The sequence below is a fragment of the Pedobacter sp. V48 genome (assembly GCF_000523515.1).
Classification (GTDB): Bacteria; Bacteroidota; Bacteroidia; order Sphingobacteriales; family Sphingobacteriaceae; genus Pedobacter.
This window is the reverse complement of sequence record NZ_AWRU01000034.1, coordinates 102,672-119,151: the sequence shown is the minus strand read 5'-3', so window position 1 is coordinate 119,151 and position 16,480 is coordinate 102,672. Positions and strand designations below refer to the sequence as shown.

Below are 16,480 nucleotides of genomic sequence, written 5' to 3'. Positions count from 1 at the left end.
GAGAAGCAAATACTGAGGAATAACATTCTGCAATCTCTGAAAGCGAGGTAAACAGCTTCTTTTTATCCCAGCTCTTTTCCAGTGCCAAATAAAAAGTATCACTCAGTTCCTGCATGCAGTCTGCAAGTTCGCCCTGGAGCAGCTGATCATTCCCGCCGAAATTCAGTTCGTCCATACTCAGACTGCTCATGCCAGCCTCGGGAGCAGCTTTTCCGAGCAGATCAGCGTTCACAAAACCCTGATCCGAAACACGAATTATGTCGGGCTGATGACCCTTCGCGAGTGAAGAAAGGAAGCCTTTCATCTCATTCCGGTAATACACCAGCAGAATGACCGCGTAATACAGAAGCACGGAGACCCCGATGAAAGCTGCATATTCCAGCCAACTAAAATTTGATAACATAAGCATTTGATTTAAACCGGCAGCTCCATTGCTGAAGGCAGACAAAGGTTGCCTAAGTAGGTTTCCCCCGATCCCATGCTGGGAGCATAAGGGGAGAGAAACCCACGGGTTGGTGTGTAAATCAGCTTGGCTTATATCTCAGATCTTCATCCACCCGGTCACGGATCGCAACAGCCATTGAGTCCAGAAACTTAGAAGGACTGGTCACCTTGCGCTCGCGGATTTCTCCGAATGTATGGTGCACATCACGGATCTTTACCAGGAACATCTGCTCGAACAGTGCTACAATTTCGGAAAGTTGAACGTTGCCGTTGTTAAGTTGTCCAGTGTAAAAGAGTCCATAAATGAGTTCACTCAGGTTGACAATTTTGCCAGTCCATTTGATCCCGCGTTTTGTGTGCTGAGCCGGGCTAACTGGTGCAAGCCGCCCGCCTTCTAATTGGCCTATTCGCTCCAGGATTTCTTTCTGCAATAGTTCATAAGCAATGAACCGGGCGAACAGGTGGTCCATCGGGGTGGAAAACAATGGGTCTGTGTCTGTCGTTTCCGGGATTTGCACGATAGGCGGCCTAGCCCCGCGAACAAAATACAAGTGATCCATTTCACTGCCACCTGTTCGGTAATATTGGTATGCTGATGCATGGAGACTATGAAACCGGGCAATGTAGGTCAGTTCGTTGTTATAGTAGCTAAGTAGTGTGTCTTTTGGCCCGACCGGCTGGTTCATTTCCAAACCATATAATTCAAATTGGAATATTTTTTGGGCATAGAATTTAGGTTTAATGTGCTTGAAGAAGTCGATTTCTTTGTCGGCGTCAGAGAAGGGATTCTCCGACACAAGTTTTCGCATTTTTTTCAGGAATTCTTGGCTTATGGCCAGCTGCTCGGAAAGTAATTTGACTGGGGTAAGGCTTTCCTGCGGTAAATCTGCAAGTGCATCAGTAAACTGGACATGCAGTTTTTCATAAATTTCAAAGTTCATAGAGGATGATTAAATAAATTCCGCAAACACCGGTTAACTGGCTGTTATTTATTTCACATCTGCGGGAAAGAGTAGCTTTTATCCATATGTGTCTTTTTTGTTAAGGCTCAAAAATGATAAGCACAAAACAAAAATTTGTAAGGATAAACCCCTAAATGTGATATGTAAGGATTTATCCTTACATCCTATAAATGATGATGAGTATATAAAAAGGAATAGCTTATTTTACCGGTTCGATCTTAATGACTTCGGTAAAATTTTTCTTTGAGGGACTTCCGTCTTTTTTTGTTTGCGATGAAACCTTTAACGTAAGTCTAATCTTGTCGTTTTCCGGAATTTTCGGTAGCAGCTCAGAAAAACTTCTAAACTTAAATATGTCTGCGAGCAGTTTCAAGTGACGAATGCTGTATTTATCCGGGGCAGTAAGTAGCTCAACCTTGCCAATAAATCCTGACGAAAGACCCATCTTATGACTCAAGGCTACTTGAGAAATATTTTTAGCTTCTCGCAGCGATTTGATGTGCAAAATCAATCTGTAATCAAGCTCTGACATTTCAATCGTTATAATTTCCTCCATTTGCAGCTACTTCTGAGCAGCCAAGAGAGCTAAAAATAAAATTTTTATCACCTCGATATATGGAAGTGTTAAAATATTGATTATATTAGTATTATGATATAAACAAAGAATTAAACCTTAGTAAAAAATAGGTATATCGAAGAGTCTTGCGGCTCCCAATCTCAAGCCGTTGACGCAAGGCAGCAGACTAATACCCATATCTTATTACGATGTGCTATATTAGTACATTCAAAATGAGAGTGGGTTCTGCTGTAAATCCGCGTCAACATAAGGCTTGAGAACTGAATGGGGGTCGCGGTATGCAAAACCCACTCTTATATTTTGCACTCTTCATATTAGGTTGAACTAACTATTAATAATATGAAAGCTGTTACAATTAAAATAACCTACCGTTATTTGCTGATTATCTGTCCGCCAGACTAGAGAAAACAAAGCGAGCGGACACTGAAGTTTTAGGGAACCGAGGTGTCCCGTTCCGCTTTGTTTTTCATCCCTTTCCAAGCAATCAACTAACTAAAATCCATAAAAAACAACGATGAAAAAAATAACATCCATCATCGTCATGGCCATGCTTTGCCAGAATTTAACGGTATACGCACAAGAAAACAAGGCTATTGACGTTACGACAAAAGGGATACAAATCGGGCAAGATGTATCAGATACAGAGATCAGTAATATCCATAATTACCGCAAAACAAGTATAAAATTATCCGACCTGAAAGGCAAGCTGGTCATTCTTGATTTTTGGGCCACCTGGTGTAGTCCATGCGTGGCCATGATCCCGAAAATGGACAGTCTTCAGAAACAGTTTGGCGACAGGATACAATTCCTTTCTGTAAGCTATCAAACGGAAAAGGAAGTGCTTCCTTTTTTAGAGAAACTGCAAAAAGGAAAACCATCCCTAATCCCGCATGTTACCGGAGACAGGAAACTTAGTAAATTATTTCCGCATATCTATCTGCCCCATTATGTCTGGATCAATGGGGAAGGGAAAGTAAGTGCTGTTACCGGATATCAGGAAGTCAACAAGGCACAAATAGAAAAAGTGCTGTCAGGCACTGCGCAGTTGAGCAGTAAGCACGACCTGAAAGTGAGGTACGACATTGACAAACCCTTTCTTATTGGAAATAACGGCGGTACGGGTGAACAGCTGATGTTCCATTCCATCCTCACGCGCTTTCAGGAAGGCATCGGATCAGGTTATAGTAACCGGCCTATAAATGCAGGGTACAGGCTAACCGCTTATAACCAATCTTTAGTTAATCTGTATGCACTGGCTTTTAAGGACAGAGGTTACTTAAGTCCCAAACGTATTGAATGCTCGGAACCTGAACTCATTCAGCCTTCAGGTAAGGCTTCTGATTCAGTGAGCAACGAATGGCTAAAGCAACATGCTTATTGTTATGAACTTATCGTCCCTCCGGCCTTAAAAGGTGACATGTACGAATATATGCGCAGGGATCTGCAAAATCAGTTTCCGCAATACAAGGCAGAGCTGGTAAAAAGACCTATTAAATGTTTAGCTCTTGAACGCACCTCCGATCAGGAAAAATTCAAAAGCAAAGGCGGTAAACCCGCAGCCAGCTACAATCCGATGGGCGCTAAACTTCAGAATACCTATTTTATCTCATTGATCCTCAACCTTGATATGCTTTATCTGCAAAATCATCCTTTGCCGGTTGTCGATGACACAGGCTATAAAGGAAGTATCGATCTGGCACTGAGTTGTAAACTGAATGATCTATCCGACCTGAATAGGGCCTTGGAACCTTATGATCTGCGGTTTATAGAAAAAACAGTGGAGACTGATGTGTTAGTGGTAGCTGCTGTTACAAGCAATCTTGCTGAAGAGAAAGGATTAGCAGAATGAGACAGTTTATTACTTTATTCCTGTTCTTCACGAGCCTGGACCTGACGGCACAAACTAATTTTATCGGAAAAGTTATTGCTAAAAGTACCGGGTCCGCTTTGACAGGCGCGACCCTAACCGTTGAACAGACCAAACAACAGGTTCGGACAGATAGAGACGGCCGGTTTTCGCTGATTTTGCCCAATGGCATTTACCAGATCAAAGTAACCTATATTTCTTATCGGACTAAGACGCTGACCATTGACCTGCCAAAGGATCAGCGAACGACTATTGAACTTGTAACAGAGGAAAATAACCTGGAAGAGGTGGCCATCAACACAGGATACCAGCAGATTGATAAGACAAAGCTAACCGGCTCTGTTTTTCAGGCAGACAAATCACTTATCGACCGGAGTGTAAGTACAAATATTTTGTCTCGCCTGGAAGATGTAGTACCGGGACTGATCTTTAATAAAGTTGCCCAGGGATCTGCTCGAAACAACAGCATTAGCATCAGGGGACAGAATACCATTAAAGCCAATGCCCAGCCCCTGATTGTGGTAGACAACTTTCCTTTTGCAGGAAATATTGATGAGATCAACCCCAATGACGTGAACAGCATCACTGTTCTTAAAGATGCATCAGCCTCCGCAATTTGGGGTGCTAAAGCGGGCAACGGAGTAATCGTGATCACGACTAACAAAGGCAATTTCAACAGTCCCTTAAGCATAAATTTGAATGCTAATGTGAATGTAACTGAAAAGCCCGATCTGTTTTACTTTCCGAAAATGAGCATAGCTGATTACATCGCGACCGAAAGACGCTTATTTGGGGAAGGGTTTTACAGAAGTGATGAACTCTCGCTTCAAAAAGTACCCCTTAGTCCGGTTATCGAGCAGTTGATTGCCGCACGTGATCACCTGATCTCGCAGGATCAGGCCAACAGCGAAATTGCTAAGCTCGCCGGATACGATGTGAGGAACGATTATGACAGGTACTTGTACCAAAAGGCGGTAAACCAGCAATATGCCTTAAGCCTGAACGGGGGCACACAAAACCAGAAGTATTATATTTCGGCAGGTTTCGACCGGAACCGTGCCTCACAGATCGGAAACCGCGACGACCGCATTACATTGAATGGCAGACATACCTATGCTTTACTGAAAAACAAATTGGAATTTAGTACAGGCCTAATGTTCAGTTCAAGCAGAGCATCTTTGAATGGTTTACCTATCCCCGCTTTCAATAAAAACGGTAATGTGTTATATCCTTATGCCCGATTGGTCGACGATCGGGGGAATCCAATAACCATTATAAAAGATTACCGGCCTGGCTTTCTGCAAGATCCTGCCCAATCCCGGTTACTGGATTGGACATATAACCCTTTAGATGACAGGGAAAGCACAGACCGGACTTCAACAGGTCAAAATTATAACCTGAATCTTGGAATTAAGTACCGTATCATTCCGGCACTTAATGCAGAAGTGCTTTACCAGAATACGCATGAGGAGACTGTTTCAAAAACTGAGTATGATAAAAACAGCTATATGGTCAGGGATGCAGTCAACAGATTTAGTGCTGTCAATCCCGACGGCACCATTAACAGGCCACTTCCTTACGGCGGAATTTTGGATCAGAACAATGGAAGTTTAAATAGTCAATCGTTTCGGGGTAACCTAAACTTCAGTAAAGATTTCAGTGCTGACAATTCTCTATCGGTACTGGCAGGTGCGGAGATCAGTGATGCCCAATATAAAGGAAGGGAATTCAGGTTATATGGCTATGATGCCGACCATGCCAGCAGTCAGGCTGTGGACTATCTCAATACGTATCCCAATTATATCAATCCTGCCAGCCGCAGCCTGATCCCCTACGCCGATGATCTTAACGGAACGACGGATCGGTTTGTTTCCTATTACAGTAATGCCAGCTACAGTTTTAAGCGAAGGTATTCCGCATCTGCCAGTTTTCGTTTTGACCAAAGTAATCTGTTCGGTGTTGCTACCAATCAAAAGGGTGTGCCGCTTTGGTCAGCAGGCCTCGGATGGGAATTGAGCAGCGAACCATGGTATGCTGCTGATTTTCTGCCTTACCTTAAAATACGTTCCAGTTATGGCTATCAGGGGAATGTTGATAAAAGCCTTTCGGCTTACACTACAGCTATGTATAACAACGGCAGTACTGAGACGACTAAACTGCCGTATGGGGAGATCATCAACCCGCCCAACCCTGATTTGAGGTGGGAACAGGTAAAGATGTGGAACATCGGGATTGATGCCAGCAGTAAAAACAGGAAATGGAATATGTTCATCGATTTTTTTCAAAAAAGAGGAATTGATTTAATCGGGGAAACCGCCTATCCACCGTCATCTGGCGTTTCAGTATTTAAAGGAAATAATGCCAGTACAAAAGGCTTCGGTGCAGATATTCTGATACAGGGTCAACAGCGCATAGGCGCAGTACAGTGGTTACCGTCGATTAACTTTTCTTTTGTAAAAGATAAAGTAACCGACTACAAACAGCAGGCAACCATAGCTTACTTTCAGCAGATCAATACACCATTGATAGGCAAACCGCTATATGGGATTTACAGCTATGCCTGGGCCAGGCTTGATCAGCAAAACGGTGATCCAATGGGCTACTTGAACGGCGAGACCAGTAAAGACTACTATGCCATGTCCATCGCGGCGACTCCGGAAAACATCATATTCAACGGAAGCGCCAGACCTACCTGTTATGGTTCCTTCCGCAATGATTTTAATTGGAGACAGTTCACATTATCGATAAATCTCAGCTACAGTCTTGGCTATTATTTCAGGGTGAGCTCTATTTCCTATGGCAACACCTACGGTCTTGGCGGACATGCTGATTATAACCTGCGGTGGCAAAAAGCTGGGGATGAAAGAAATACCCATGTTCCCTCAATTCCAACTGTGCCTTCGGACATCCGGGATGCTTTCTATCAGTATTCAGAGGTACTGGTGGAAAAAGGTGATCATATTCGTTTGAGGGATATCCGTTTTTCCTGCCAAATGCCGAAGAATCTGTTTAAGGGACTCAAATCGGCAGAATTATTTTTATACGGCAATAACCTTGGCCTGTTATGGACAGCTAATAAATATCATTTAGACCCCGATTCCCAAACCACAAGGAGACAAAGCAGTTTTGCCTTTGGGATCAGGGCCGGACTTTAATTTAATCGAATCATGAAAAATCAATACTTTATCTGTTTAATCCTGACTACGATGCTTCTATTCCAGGGTTGTAAAAAAGGTTTCCTGGATGAAAAGCCAAATGTTAAACTGGTTATTCCAACTACCCTTGAAGACTTCAGGGTATTATTAGACAACTCCGGCATCATGAACCGAATACCTGCACTGCCTATTATATGTTCAGACGATTTCTTTACTTCTGACGACGGCTATCAGGCACTGGTTTTAGACATGGAACGTAATGCCTATACCTGGAAGCGGGAAATTTATGGGGGTGACCCAATTTTGGACTGGAGTACCCTTTTCACGGCGATCCTGTATGCCAATATTGTCCTTGAAGGGCTTGAAAAAATTGATCCGAATCCCGCACAGCAATCGCAATGGGATGAGTTGAAAGGTACTGCCTTATTTTTCAGGGCTCTGGCCTATAGCAATCTTATTGATACTTTTTCGCCTCCGTACAATAGCGCAACCAGTAGCACTGATCTGGGAATGCCCTTGCATCTGGCTGCCAATGTAAATGACCGGCCTAAGCGTGCCAGTGTAGAGGAAACCTATCAGCAGATCATTACCGATCTGACGGCCGCTGAGCCATTGTTGCCGGTCGTGGTATCCTATAAAACCAGACCATCAAAAGCAGCAGCAGCCGGGCTATTGGCAAGAATTTATCAAACGATGGGGAATTATGAAAAGGCTGCCTTGTATGCAGATCAGGCTGTTGTCCTGCACAACAAGCCCCTGATCAATTTCAGTACGCTGGATAAAAACAGCAATTCGCCCTTTCCCTCAGTGTTGCCAAATGGAAATGACGAGATCATATTTTATACCAATCCTGTAAGCTACCAGTTCCCTGCAAATTCACTTACAGAAGTCGTTAAGCCATTGTATAACAGCTATGCTCCAAATGATTTACGCAAGGCATTGTTTTTTAGACTTAGACCAAATGGCCTGATTACTTATAAGGGCTATAAGTCAGGGATATTAATTGATGAAATGTACCTGATTTCAGCGGAAAGTAATGCAAGACTAGGTAAAGTCACCGAATCGATGGGCAAACTCAATGCTCTGTTGAAGACAAGATTTGATGCCACCTATGTGCCATTCACCGCACAAACCCCGGATGAAGCGCTAAGTATTGTTATTGTCGAGCGGAGGAAAGAACTGCTCGGCAAGCACTTGCGCTGGAGAGATTTAAGAAGGCTGAACCAGGAGCCGCAATTTGCAGTAACGATCAGCAGAACAGTGCTAGGAAAGGTCTATGAACTGCCGCCGAATGATCCAAGATATACACTTAAAATACCCGATGATGAGATCCTGAGTTCGGGAATGGCTCAAAACCCATAAACAAATGAGCTACCTCAAACCAGAGGTAGCTCATTCTTTTTAGTTTAAGGCAAAGGAGCCATTTCTAACGGTACCAGTTGGGGTATCTGAAGGACTGGTGGGTACATGGTCAAAAATAGCAGAACAAGTTCCGATTGAGCCTGAACATTGATAAGTATTGTCCGCCGGTTCGTCTGAATCATCGAAGCTCAGGTTATCGATATTCAGCCAGCCGTTTGGACTGGTAGAAGTTGGGACAGGCCTGTAAGTGCTGTCAACTAAACTTTTTGCAGGTTTGAAAGCGCTTTGCGTAAAAACCATTGTTAATCCTAAAAGCACTGCTACGGCGCCGAAGTGGATGTTTTTAATGAACTTTTTCATTTTAAGAGTTTAAGATTTTTGCACCTGTTTAAGGTCGGTGTTTTACCTTTACTGGCAGACTTCCCGGCAGCCCTTGCCTGACAATAGGGATTTTATAAATTTTCAGTGGAATGGGCTATAGCTTCCTTAATCGCACTCACTCGTTGTCACCGCCCTCCTTCTTTTATAATGAGTTATAAGGCCTGTTACGGCGACTGCCGTAAAGAAGACGTTAAATAAAAARTNGKAWKTGCCATCCCATTTCCTTTAACACTCCTCCGCAGGAACATGGTAATCTGTCGTATAGACCCATTAAGGCCAAGCCAATATACATGGTAAAGGCGACCATCAATCCCGACGACAAGATAAATCCAGCTCTTCTTGTCTCGGAGAAGCAAAGCAAGGCAGCCGCAAGCAGCTCAGTCATTGGAATCAGGTAGATCAGCAACCTTGAAATTTCTTTAGAAAATACCTGGTTGTACATCTCCCAGCGAAATTCCCGAAACGCTGACAGCTTCGACCCGGAAGTATAGACCCAAAGCAAAGCCAATAGAAAAACAGCAATGGTTTCGATTAGATAAAGGTGCCTTAATTTATTCATGACAGGGATCTTTGATTAACTCTAAGCTCGAAAAGAAAAAAATAAAACGACCCGTTAAAATCCATTACTTCCTCAGACATTCCTCTGATTTGCATTCGGAGAAAACAGGATCTAAATCAGAAATGGTTATCCATGAATGACTATTCCAATAAAAAGGTCAACTCTCTCCGCAACTAAATCAGGTTATTCTGGCTTTCTCTAAAACATCCGGGCTTTGGATTAACCGCGTCCAATTGATTGACGGGCATTAAGAGCGCAGGCGTTTCTTGCGTTCTTGATCTTTGATCCAGAGAATTGACTATCTGTTCGCGTGTATATAAGTGCTGACCTGGTTAATCCGGGTCTTTTTTCGGATGACCGCTTTTTGAATATTTTTTTCTCAGTTTTCCAAGCGTGTCCGGCGACATGCCCATATATCCTGCAATATATCGTAATTGTGTCCGGCCAAAGAGGTTATCTAACACCTTTTGGTGTTTTAGGTACCGTTCATCGGTAGTTAAGTTCCGAATGTCATCGGCCGCCAGCTGCCGTATGCTGTCATAGGCTCCGCGTATTCTTTCAATGATCAGTTCTGTTTCGCAGTGTGTTTCTTTTAGCTTGGCCAGGTCATCATAACTCATCAGTATTACTTTACATTCTTCTGAAAGCTCAATTGTGTTTTCGGAAGGTTCCCTGCTGAAAAGTCCGGGCGTTGTGTATAGGAATGAATGGTCCAACCAGAACCATGCCGTGTTCTCAATAAAGGTGTCCGGATGTACCCGGATTTCCCGGGCCAGTCCGTGCAGAAGAAACCACAAGCTCTGCTGTGTTGAGCCGGCGTTTAGAATGCGCGCACCTTTTTTATAGGTGGTTTCAAAAAGCACCGCTCTCAAAGCGAGTCTGAATTTCACACTGAGGTTTAAAAACCGTTCCATGATTTCTGCCAGGGTAATGAAGGATGCATTAGATATGGGCTGCATGTTGGGCTTTAAGTTACATGGTTCAGGGTGTGGCAGGATTTTCATAACCCAGTGCTTTCCGGAGGTTAATTTTATTGTTGACTAGTGTTTTAAAGTAGATTCTTTGCACATAAGTGTCTACGGTCCGCTTTCCGATAAACAGGTTTTCCCCAATTTGTTCGTAAGTAAGTCCTTCGCAATGCAGCCGGGCGACCTGGATTTCTCTTTTGCTCAAATGGTAGTTTTCACATCGTTCCATGAATTCCGCATTCAGCAATGTCCCTGAGCGTTCGAGCTCCAGCTTCCGATGCTTATCCAACCGCTCGCGGCGCCCTGAACGGATCATAAATAACGCGGTGATCGTGATGAATCCTATATTGGTCGCCAGAACTTCAATCCATTGAGAGACCCTCAGGTAGGAAAATATACACATCAGCACCCAGGGAGAAACCGCCAGGTAGACCGCCCGCATCTCTGCTTTTCCATAAGGATACAATGCAAGGTCATTGGCTTTGAAACGCTCGCGTATTGAAATCAGTATCGCATACAGCAGCACCGGTGAATAGATCAGTGGCACTATCATGCCCAGGTTAATTGCCAGATCCAGGTTTCCGCTGAGGGGGTATAGTGTGCAAAAGAAAATCAGGTAAGGGACCAGCAGGCAGGCGGGAACTCCGTAAAGGGCATGCCGGCGCAGACGCTCCAGGTGAAAAGATTTGTAGAAATAATATGGAAAATAAGAGGCCATTAAAAAACCAGTGCCGTAGGCGATGATATTCTGGACTTGAAGAGGGATCAATTCAATGTCCGGATCCGGAAAGAGTCCGCCTGTTAGGTTGTAAAAAATTAACAGGGCTAACAGTACGAAATACCATAGCCGCGTTTTGTCTTTTGGCCAGGTATAATAATACCACAGCACAAAAGGCAACATCATCAGCTCAAGGGTGAGAATAAGCAATGTGAGCAGGTGCATCTGCGAATTAAGTACCAGCATAAGTAATGTCAAAAGACCTACTGGTCGTTAGTCATGAAAAACAGGTGATACCCCAGGTCAAGCTCCTCATATTGTCTGAAACCAAACCGCTCATACCAGGATAGGTTTCTGGCGACAGAGGTCTCCAGGAATACAGACAGATTCATTTGAGCGGTATGGTCAAGGATTTGGCGCAGCAGCTCACTGCCTGTTCCGCAGTTCTGGTTTTGTGGATCTACGCCGATAAACCACAGGTAGGCCATAGCATCCCCGGGGCGTTTCCGGTCAACCAGTCGCTCACGACGCAGCGTCTTTGCGAATCTGGCAAGGCCAACGGCCTGGAAGATCAACTTCAGGTCCAGCCAAATCGAGGTTAAGCTGGTACGTTTTTTCTGGGGAAATAGGAGCATGCCACATGCCGTGCGGTCATCAGACAGCCATACCTCACCAAAGCGTATGCATTGCTCAAATGAGTAGTCCATGAGGGCATATATTCTTTGTCTTCTTTTTTGTTCTCCCGCAATAATGTAATTCACGCTGGGATTATCGGAAAACGCGCTGCTCAGCAGCTCGCATATCCTGTGTTTATCACTTGTTTTTGCCTTTATCATATAGGGATTAGTTAAATGCAAATTAAATTAGTTTAGCAGTTAGTCCTGCATATCTTCTTAGTCCATCCGGGCTAATTTGTCTCGGCTCTGCGGGTCGAATACTTGTAAATCAAATCTGTGACTTCCGTTAGCAAAGTCGGTTAAGGAATTTCCTTGTCAGATTCTGCTGCTTTCCACACTGCATCAATCACCTGGCGGATGGCCTTTTGCAGGGCCAGCCTGTCACGTTCGTTGTTGATATCGATTCCGCAAATTTTACTTTTATTGGTGTTGGCATGCCAGACTACATAATAAATGCCACCAAGCATCAGGGCCAGTACTGCTCTGAAATTGATGCCCGATCCGTTAAAATGTACATCGGTTAGCCTGGCGATCGGATCAGCATGGGTTTCTCTTTCATCAGAAATTTCACGCAGCAGCGGATGGGATTCACAGATCTGCCATAAGATCATTTGTTGCAACTCAGGGTTGTTGTAAAAACAACTGAACTGTTCCTGGAAGATATGACTGATATATGCAGGCAGTTCCGGCGTTTTTGGAGGATTACCCGAACCGAACCGCTCTAGTACGGGCCTCCAGAAATCCTTTCCCCGGATATAATTCTTCAGTAAATTGTTATAACTGCTGAAATAATGGTAAATCATTTTTTTGTTTACGCCGGCAAGAAGGGCAACCCTGTTAACGCCCAGACTATGATGCCCCTGCTCAGTTAGTATCTCACTAACAGCATCGAGTAGGGCTTGCTTGGTGCCTTCTGGGTCACGGCGTTTATATGGGCGTTTTCTTGCTTTCATTGGGCTGCCTGCGGGTCTATGCTTCTTGGCCGCGGCCGATGTGGAGCTTGCGGGAAATGTCCTCAAATGCGTTCAGCACCAGGTCGAGCTGCACTTTGGTATGTGTTGCCATCAGGCTCATTCGAATGCGGGAGTCTTTTTTAGATACTGCAGGGTAAATGATCGGATTGGCATATACTCCTGCCTTGAGTAATAACCTGCTTACCTCCCCAGTTTTTTGTGCGTCCCGGATTTTGACAGGAATTATTGCTGAAGCAGTTAATCCGACATCCAGGCCAAGGCTTTGTAAACCGGATTTAAAGTAGTTGATGTTTTCCCAAAGCAGGTCCATCCATTCTGGCTGCTCGTCAATGAGCTCAATAGCCTTTATTATCGCCATCGCAGCCGGTGTGCTGGTTGCAGAAAACAAATGTTGCCTGCTTTGGAACTTTAAAAAGCGGACCAAATCAGCACTCGCGATTACATATCCACCCACATGAGCAAAAGTCTTGCTGAAGGTGCCTGTGATGATGTCCACTTTGTCAAATAAATCGTAAAGTTCTATTACCCCTCGCCCGGTCTTTCCGATCACTCCCGTTCCGTGGGCGTCATCCAACATCAAGTACCCTCCATAATGATGGACCAGTGAAACCAGCTGGTCCAGTGGAGCGATGTCGCCATCCTGTGAATAAACGCCGTCTATGACTACAATTCGGGTTCGGTATTTGTCGCGTGTGGATTTTAAAACTGTTTCCAAATGCTCCAGGTTGTTGTGCAGGAAGGTTTTAAAGTTTTTTCCCCTAACTCCTTCATAGACGCTGGCGTGCACTGCCATGTCCAGTATTGCGATGTCTTCATCCTGGAGCATTGCCAGCAGCGAGGCGCTGTTGGCAGTATATCCGGTGGTATACAGCAGCGCGGCTTTCCGCCTGAAAAAGGCAGCTATTTTGTCTTCCAGCTCCTGATGAAAGCTGAAATGTCCGCCGATGGCAGGAGAGGCTCCGGCGCCGGTTCCATAGTTTTGGATTCCGTAAGCGGCAGCTTTTTTAACCAATGGGTGCTGGGTAAAGCCCAGGTAATCATTTGAGACCAGACCGACATATGATCTGGGGCCACCAAAGCCTGGGATGTCCAGGTCTACCATTGGTCCGCAGCCGGTTAAACCGACCAACCGGTAATTCAGGTGTCCCCTGTCCTGCAGGAAATCAAGGTACTCATTAAAAAGGGCCGCACGCTGGTAGGCATCAAGGCCAGCGGGGTTTTCAAAATCTTTAAATGATGCCTTCGGGAAGTTTATTTTCATGGTCAATAGGTTAGACCACTAAATTTAAGGCAGCCTTTGTAACTTGGTGGTGAATTAGCGTAGGTTTCTTAAAATTACACGGATTGTTAGAGCAGATAATATTTCTAATGTTAGATAAACCTTTTTTATTGATCTAAACCCAGGTATTGAAATTCACGGAACTCGACTTCTCCTTCGCCTGTAGCAAATAACCCCGGGCGTAAATAGCCCCAACCGCCAAGAATGTTGTGATGATACCCTGAAATCTCGGTGACAAAATCCATTCGCTTCCAGTCTTTTCCATCCAGGCTGTAGTAACAAAGCAAATCGTGATGGTCATTTACTAGTCTCAGGTACACGCTGTCCTGAGGGATATCAGAGACCATTCTGCCCCTGTCTCCATTATACAGACGGTAAATGGAGTTATCGGCCAATTCAAGCCCGACATAATATTTCGAGTTGTAGTACAATACCAGACCTCCTTTAGCACCGCCGGTTCCTTTGGAAATTTTAACGGTGACCTGATAAGAATTATTGGCTGGCATGATGGTCAGAGGCTGGGTATTTTGAATGGAGTTGCCAATGCCGGTTATTGAAAGGGTGTTGCTGCTTACTTTAAATTTTGAACTATTCTCATTTTTGAGCACATTCCATTGTCTCGCCAGCTTGTCGCCGGAAAAGTCATCCGAAAGTTTATTGCCGTTTGAAATTGCTTTTCCGGATGGTTTCTTTAAAGGTTTTGCTGGGTCGGCTCCCGGGGGAACTCTAAACCATCCGTCTTTTGTCCACTCTATTGGCAGCAATAAGATCTGTCTGCCTATAGTACGGTTCGCAGCCTCGAAGCCATGAAATATTATCCACCATTTTCCGTCGGGAGAGTCAACCAAAGTTCCGTGTCCTGTAGATGCCCATTTGTTGTTCCTGTCGGCATTTCTTACGATCGGATTATTCGGGCTGTTTTCCCAGGGACCAAACGGCGTTTTGGACCTTGCAGACACGACCATGTGACTCGTTGAGGGGCCAGCCGTGCCGCCCTCGGCAGCGGTCATGTAATAATAACCGTTCTTGTAGGTAAGCTTTGGAGATTCCAGACAAAAGCACTCTGTAATCCATTCTTTTGGGTAAGGCCAGCCCTCGTAAACTTTCCTGGACGGACCCGTCACGGTTAATCCATCATCTGAAAGGGGAGCCATACGGCCGTCGTTAAGATGAAGGTAGCGTTTGCCTTCAGGCGTGGCTACATGTCCGGGATCTATACCGCCGATCTTTAGATCCACGGGCTTGCTCCAGGGCCCTGCCGGATTTGCAGCGGTTACCACCCAGTTCTTTCCCCCTGCCGGAAAATAAATATAAAACAGGCCTTTATATTTAATGATGTCCGGAGCCCAGACACCGCCTACATATTCGTGCAGAGCATTGGCAATCGGTGTCCAGTTCACCAAATCTTTCGAATGCCAAATGATTAATCCGGGAATGTTATCAAAGGATGAATGGGTCAAATAATAGTCTTCCCCATCTCTAACCACTGATGGGTCAGCATAATTTCCCTTCAGCACAGGATTCAAAAAAGTGCCGTTACCTAAATCTGCGGTATACTGGTTTTCAGTTGATTTGATGTGCTGCGCTTTCACCTGGCCGTAAAGCTGAGCCGGCAGTAAAACTAAGAGGATGTAGTGTGAAAATTTCTTTATCATTTTTTAGAACTATAATTAGGGTTGAACATCTCCTGGTGTAACACCATTCTCGCCGAAAGCGTCAATGGCAAACCAGTATTTTTGATCTTTATTTAAACTTCTGATCGTAAGTTCGGTGTCACTGTAAACCTGGTAAACCCTGGTCAGGTTATTTTTTTGAACGCCGAAACGAATGTTATAGCCAGTAGCGTTTGGTTGCTTTTTCCAGCTTAAAGTGACATTCCGCGGATCATTTGCATCTCTTTTTATAACAATTGATCCGACCTTGCTGGGTTTATGTCCGGTTCCCTGGCCGAAGACGCGGAACCCTGATATTGCAAATGTTCCCCCTGGTACCCGGTAATTTGTAACTTTCAGGTAGCGGGCTTTGACAGGTAATTTAAAACTGTGATATTGATGGGTAAGGTCTTCTTCATTTTTAGTTTGGTCGGAAAGGGGTTTCCAATTGATTTTATCAGCAGAGTATTCTAGCAAATATTGTTGCGCCAGGATTCCTTGCCGACCGAAAAGCTCGGTATTGTTTTCTGCAAAATTTAGCTGCACTGCTTTAACTGATTTGACCTCGCCCAAATCCACACTTAGCCATTCGCCTTTCCCGCCTGTTTTAGCACTCCAATAATCGCGGATTTCTTCGTTTAGGGCTAGTGAGGGAGGGTTGGGCTCCAGACTGGAGGAGGCTTCCGCTGATTTTTTATAGGACAACATCATCCATCCGGGGAAAAGCTCAGTAACTTGTTTTATTTTACGATTGGGCATGATCATCGGATAATCAGCGAATTGGGTATGGGCTACCAATGTGCCGTCCTTATCAAAGGTAACCGGAATCAAGCCTAGTCTGCGTTCAAATTTGTGCTTTACCGAAATGACCATTGTTACCACCCGCCAATAGTTGCCATATTTAT

13 protein-coding genes and 1 pseudogene are annotated in these 16,480 nt (G+C 44.5%); 3 read left to right on the top strand and 11 right to left on the bottom strand.

The features are described 5' to 3' along the window. Positions 1-524 precede the first annotated feature (524 nt). Together N824_RS25955 and N824_RS25950 are read right to left on the bottom strand one after the other, a co-directional pair. Positions 525-1,385, bottom strand: coding sequence for an RteC domain-containing protein (locus tag N824_RS25955; protein WP_048908026.1), 861 nt, complete (start codon positions 1,383-1,385; stop codon positions 525-527). A 220-nt stretch (positions 1,386-1,605) separates the two neighbouring features. Continuing rightward, positions 1,606-1,962 carry a helix-turn-helix domain-containing protein gene (locus N824_RS25950; protein WP_048908025.1) on the bottom strand — a complete coding sequence of 119 codons (357 nt, stop codon included), beginning with the start codon at positions 1,960-1,962 and terminating at the stop codon, positions 1,606-1,608. Positions 1,963-2,497: 535 nt separating this feature from the next. Here N824_RS25950 and N824_RS25945 point away from each other — a divergent pair. Genes N824_RS25945 through N824_RS25935 form a run of 3 tightly spaced genes read left to right on the top strand, consistent with a single transcriptional unit; the run spans position 2,498 to position 8,367 of the window. Continuing rightward, positions 2,498-3,832: a TlpA disulfide reductase family protein gene (locus N824_RS25945; protein ID WP_084498464.1), complete on the top strand. Its 1,335-nt coding sequence runs from the start codon at positions 2,498-2,500 to the stop codon at positions 3,830-3,832. Beyond that, positions 3,829-7,005, top strand: coding sequence for a SusC/RagA family TonB-linked outer membrane protein (locus N824_RS25940; RefSeq protein ID WP_048908023.1), 3,177 nt, complete (start codon positions 3,829-3,831; stop codon positions 7,003-7,005). Before N824_RS25945 ends, N824_RS25940 begins: the two co-directional genes overlap by 4 nt. 12 nt (positions 7,006-7,017) lie before the next feature. Next, entirely contained in the window at positions 7,018-8,367 is a 1,350-nt protein-coding gene (locus N824_RS25935) for a RagB/SusD family nutrient uptake outer membrane protein (protein WP_084498463.1), read from the top strand. A 39-nt stretch (positions 8,368-8,406) separates the two neighbouring features. On the opposite strand, the gene N824_RS25930 is transcribed toward N824_RS25935, so the two are convergent. From N824_RS25930 to N824_RS32110, 9 genes and pseudogenes are all read right to left on the bottom strand, one after another. Further along, on the bottom strand, positions 8,407-8,727 hold the full coding sequence (locus N824_RS25930) for a hypothetical protein (protein ID WP_048908021.1): 321 nt from the start codon (positions 8,725-8,727) through the stop codon (positions 8,407-8,409). Positions 8,728-8,938: 211 nt separating this feature from the next. Then, positions 8,939-9,307 (bottom strand): annotated as a pseudogene (locus N824_RS39350) (MauE/DoxX family redox-associated membrane protein). Between the two features lie 332 nt (positions 9,308-9,639). After that, positions 9,640-10,266 (bottom strand): Crp/Fnr family transcriptional regulator, encoded by a 627-nt coding sequence (locus N824_RS25920; RefSeq protein ID WP_152542464.1) that lies wholly within the window; start codon positions 10,264-10,266, stop codon positions 9,640-9,642. A 22-nt stretch (positions 10,267-10,288) separates the two neighbouring features. Next, positions 10,289-11,239 carry a helix-turn-helix transcriptional regulator gene (locus N824_RS25915; protein WP_048908018.1) on the bottom strand — a complete coding sequence of 317 codons (951 nt, stop codon included), beginning with the start codon at positions 11,237-11,239 and terminating at the stop codon, positions 10,289-10,291. A gap of 17 nt (positions 11,240-11,256) precedes the next feature. Further along, a complete protein-coding gene (locus N824_RS35300; RefSeq protein ID WP_235207308.1) occupies positions 11,257-11,628 on the bottom strand; it encodes an N-acetyltransferase in 372 nt (123 codons plus the stop codon). 341 nt (positions 11,629-11,969) lie between these two features. Beyond that, complete coding sequence (locus N824_RS25905; RefSeq protein WP_048908016.1) at positions 11,970-12,623, bottom strand: TetR/AcrR family transcriptional regulator; 654 nt, start codon at positions 12,621-12,623, stop codon at positions 11,970-11,972. Between the two features lie 16 nt (positions 12,624-12,639). Beyond that, positions 12,640-13,905, bottom strand: a complete 1,266-nt coding sequence (locus N824_RS25900; RefSeq protein WP_048908015.1) for an aminotransferase class I/II-fold pyridoxal phosphate-dependent enzyme — start codon at positions 13,903-13,905, stop codon at positions 12,640-12,642. A gap of 125 nt (positions 13,906-14,030) precedes the next feature. Further along, complete coding sequence (locus N824_RS25895) at positions 14,031-15,578, bottom strand: family 43 glycosylhydrolase (protein ID WP_084498462.1); 1,548 nt, start codon at positions 15,576-15,578, stop codon at positions 14,031-14,033. Positions 15,579-15,593: 15 nt separating this feature from the next. Next, positions 15,594-16,480, bottom strand: an 887-nt coding sequence (locus tag N824_RS32110; protein ID WP_048908397.1) for a discoidin domain-containing protein, incomplete at its 5' end; no start/stop codon positions are given.

Bases quoted from the DNA above. Each gene is read 5' to 3' on its own strand.
- N824_RS25955 (WP_048908026.1), bottom strand. From the start codon at position 1,385: ATGAACTTTGAAATTTATGAAAAACTGCATGTCCAGTTTACTGATGCA.
- N824_RS25950 (WP_048908025.1), bottom strand. From the start codon at position 1,962: ATGGAGGAAATTATAACGATTGAAATGTCAGAGCTTGATTACAGATTG.
- N824_RS25945 (WP_084498464.1), top strand. From the start codon at position 2,498: ATGAAAAAAATAACATCCATCATCGTCATGGCCATGCTTTGCCAGAAT.
- N824_RS25940 (WP_048908023.1), top strand. From the start codon at position 3,829: ATGAGACAGTTTATTACTTTATTCCTGTTCTTCACGAGCCTGGACCTG.
- N824_RS25935 (WP_084498463.1), top strand. From the start codon at position 7,018: ATGAAAAATCAATACTTTATCTGTTTAATCCTGACTACGATGCTTCTA.
- N824_RS25930 (WP_048908021.1), bottom strand. From the start codon at position 8,727: ATGAAAAAGTTCATTAAAAACATCCACTTCGGCGCCGTAGCAGTGCTT.
- N824_RS25920 (WP_152542464.1), bottom strand. From the start codon at position 10,266: ATGCAGCCCATATCTAATGCATCCTTCATTACCCTGGCAGAAATCATG.
- N824_RS25915 (WP_048908018.1), bottom strand. From the start codon at position 11,239: ATGCTGGTACTTAATTCGCAGATGCACCTGCTCACATTGCTTATTCTC.
- N824_RS35300 (WP_235207308.1), bottom strand. From the start codon at position 11,628: ATGCTCCTATTTCCCCAGAAAAAACGTACCAGCTTAACCTCGATTTGG.
- N824_RS25905 (WP_048908016.1), bottom strand. From the start codon at position 12,623: ATGAAAGCAAGAAAACGCCCATATAAACGCCGTGACCCAGAAGGCACC.
- N824_RS25900 (WP_048908015.1), bottom strand. From the start codon at position 13,905: ATGAAAATAAACTTCCCGAAGGCATCATTTAAAGATTTTGAAAACCCC.
- N824_RS25895 (WP_084498462.1), bottom strand. From the start codon at position 15,578: ATGATAAAGAAATTTTCACACTACATCCTCTTAGTTTTACTGCCGGCT.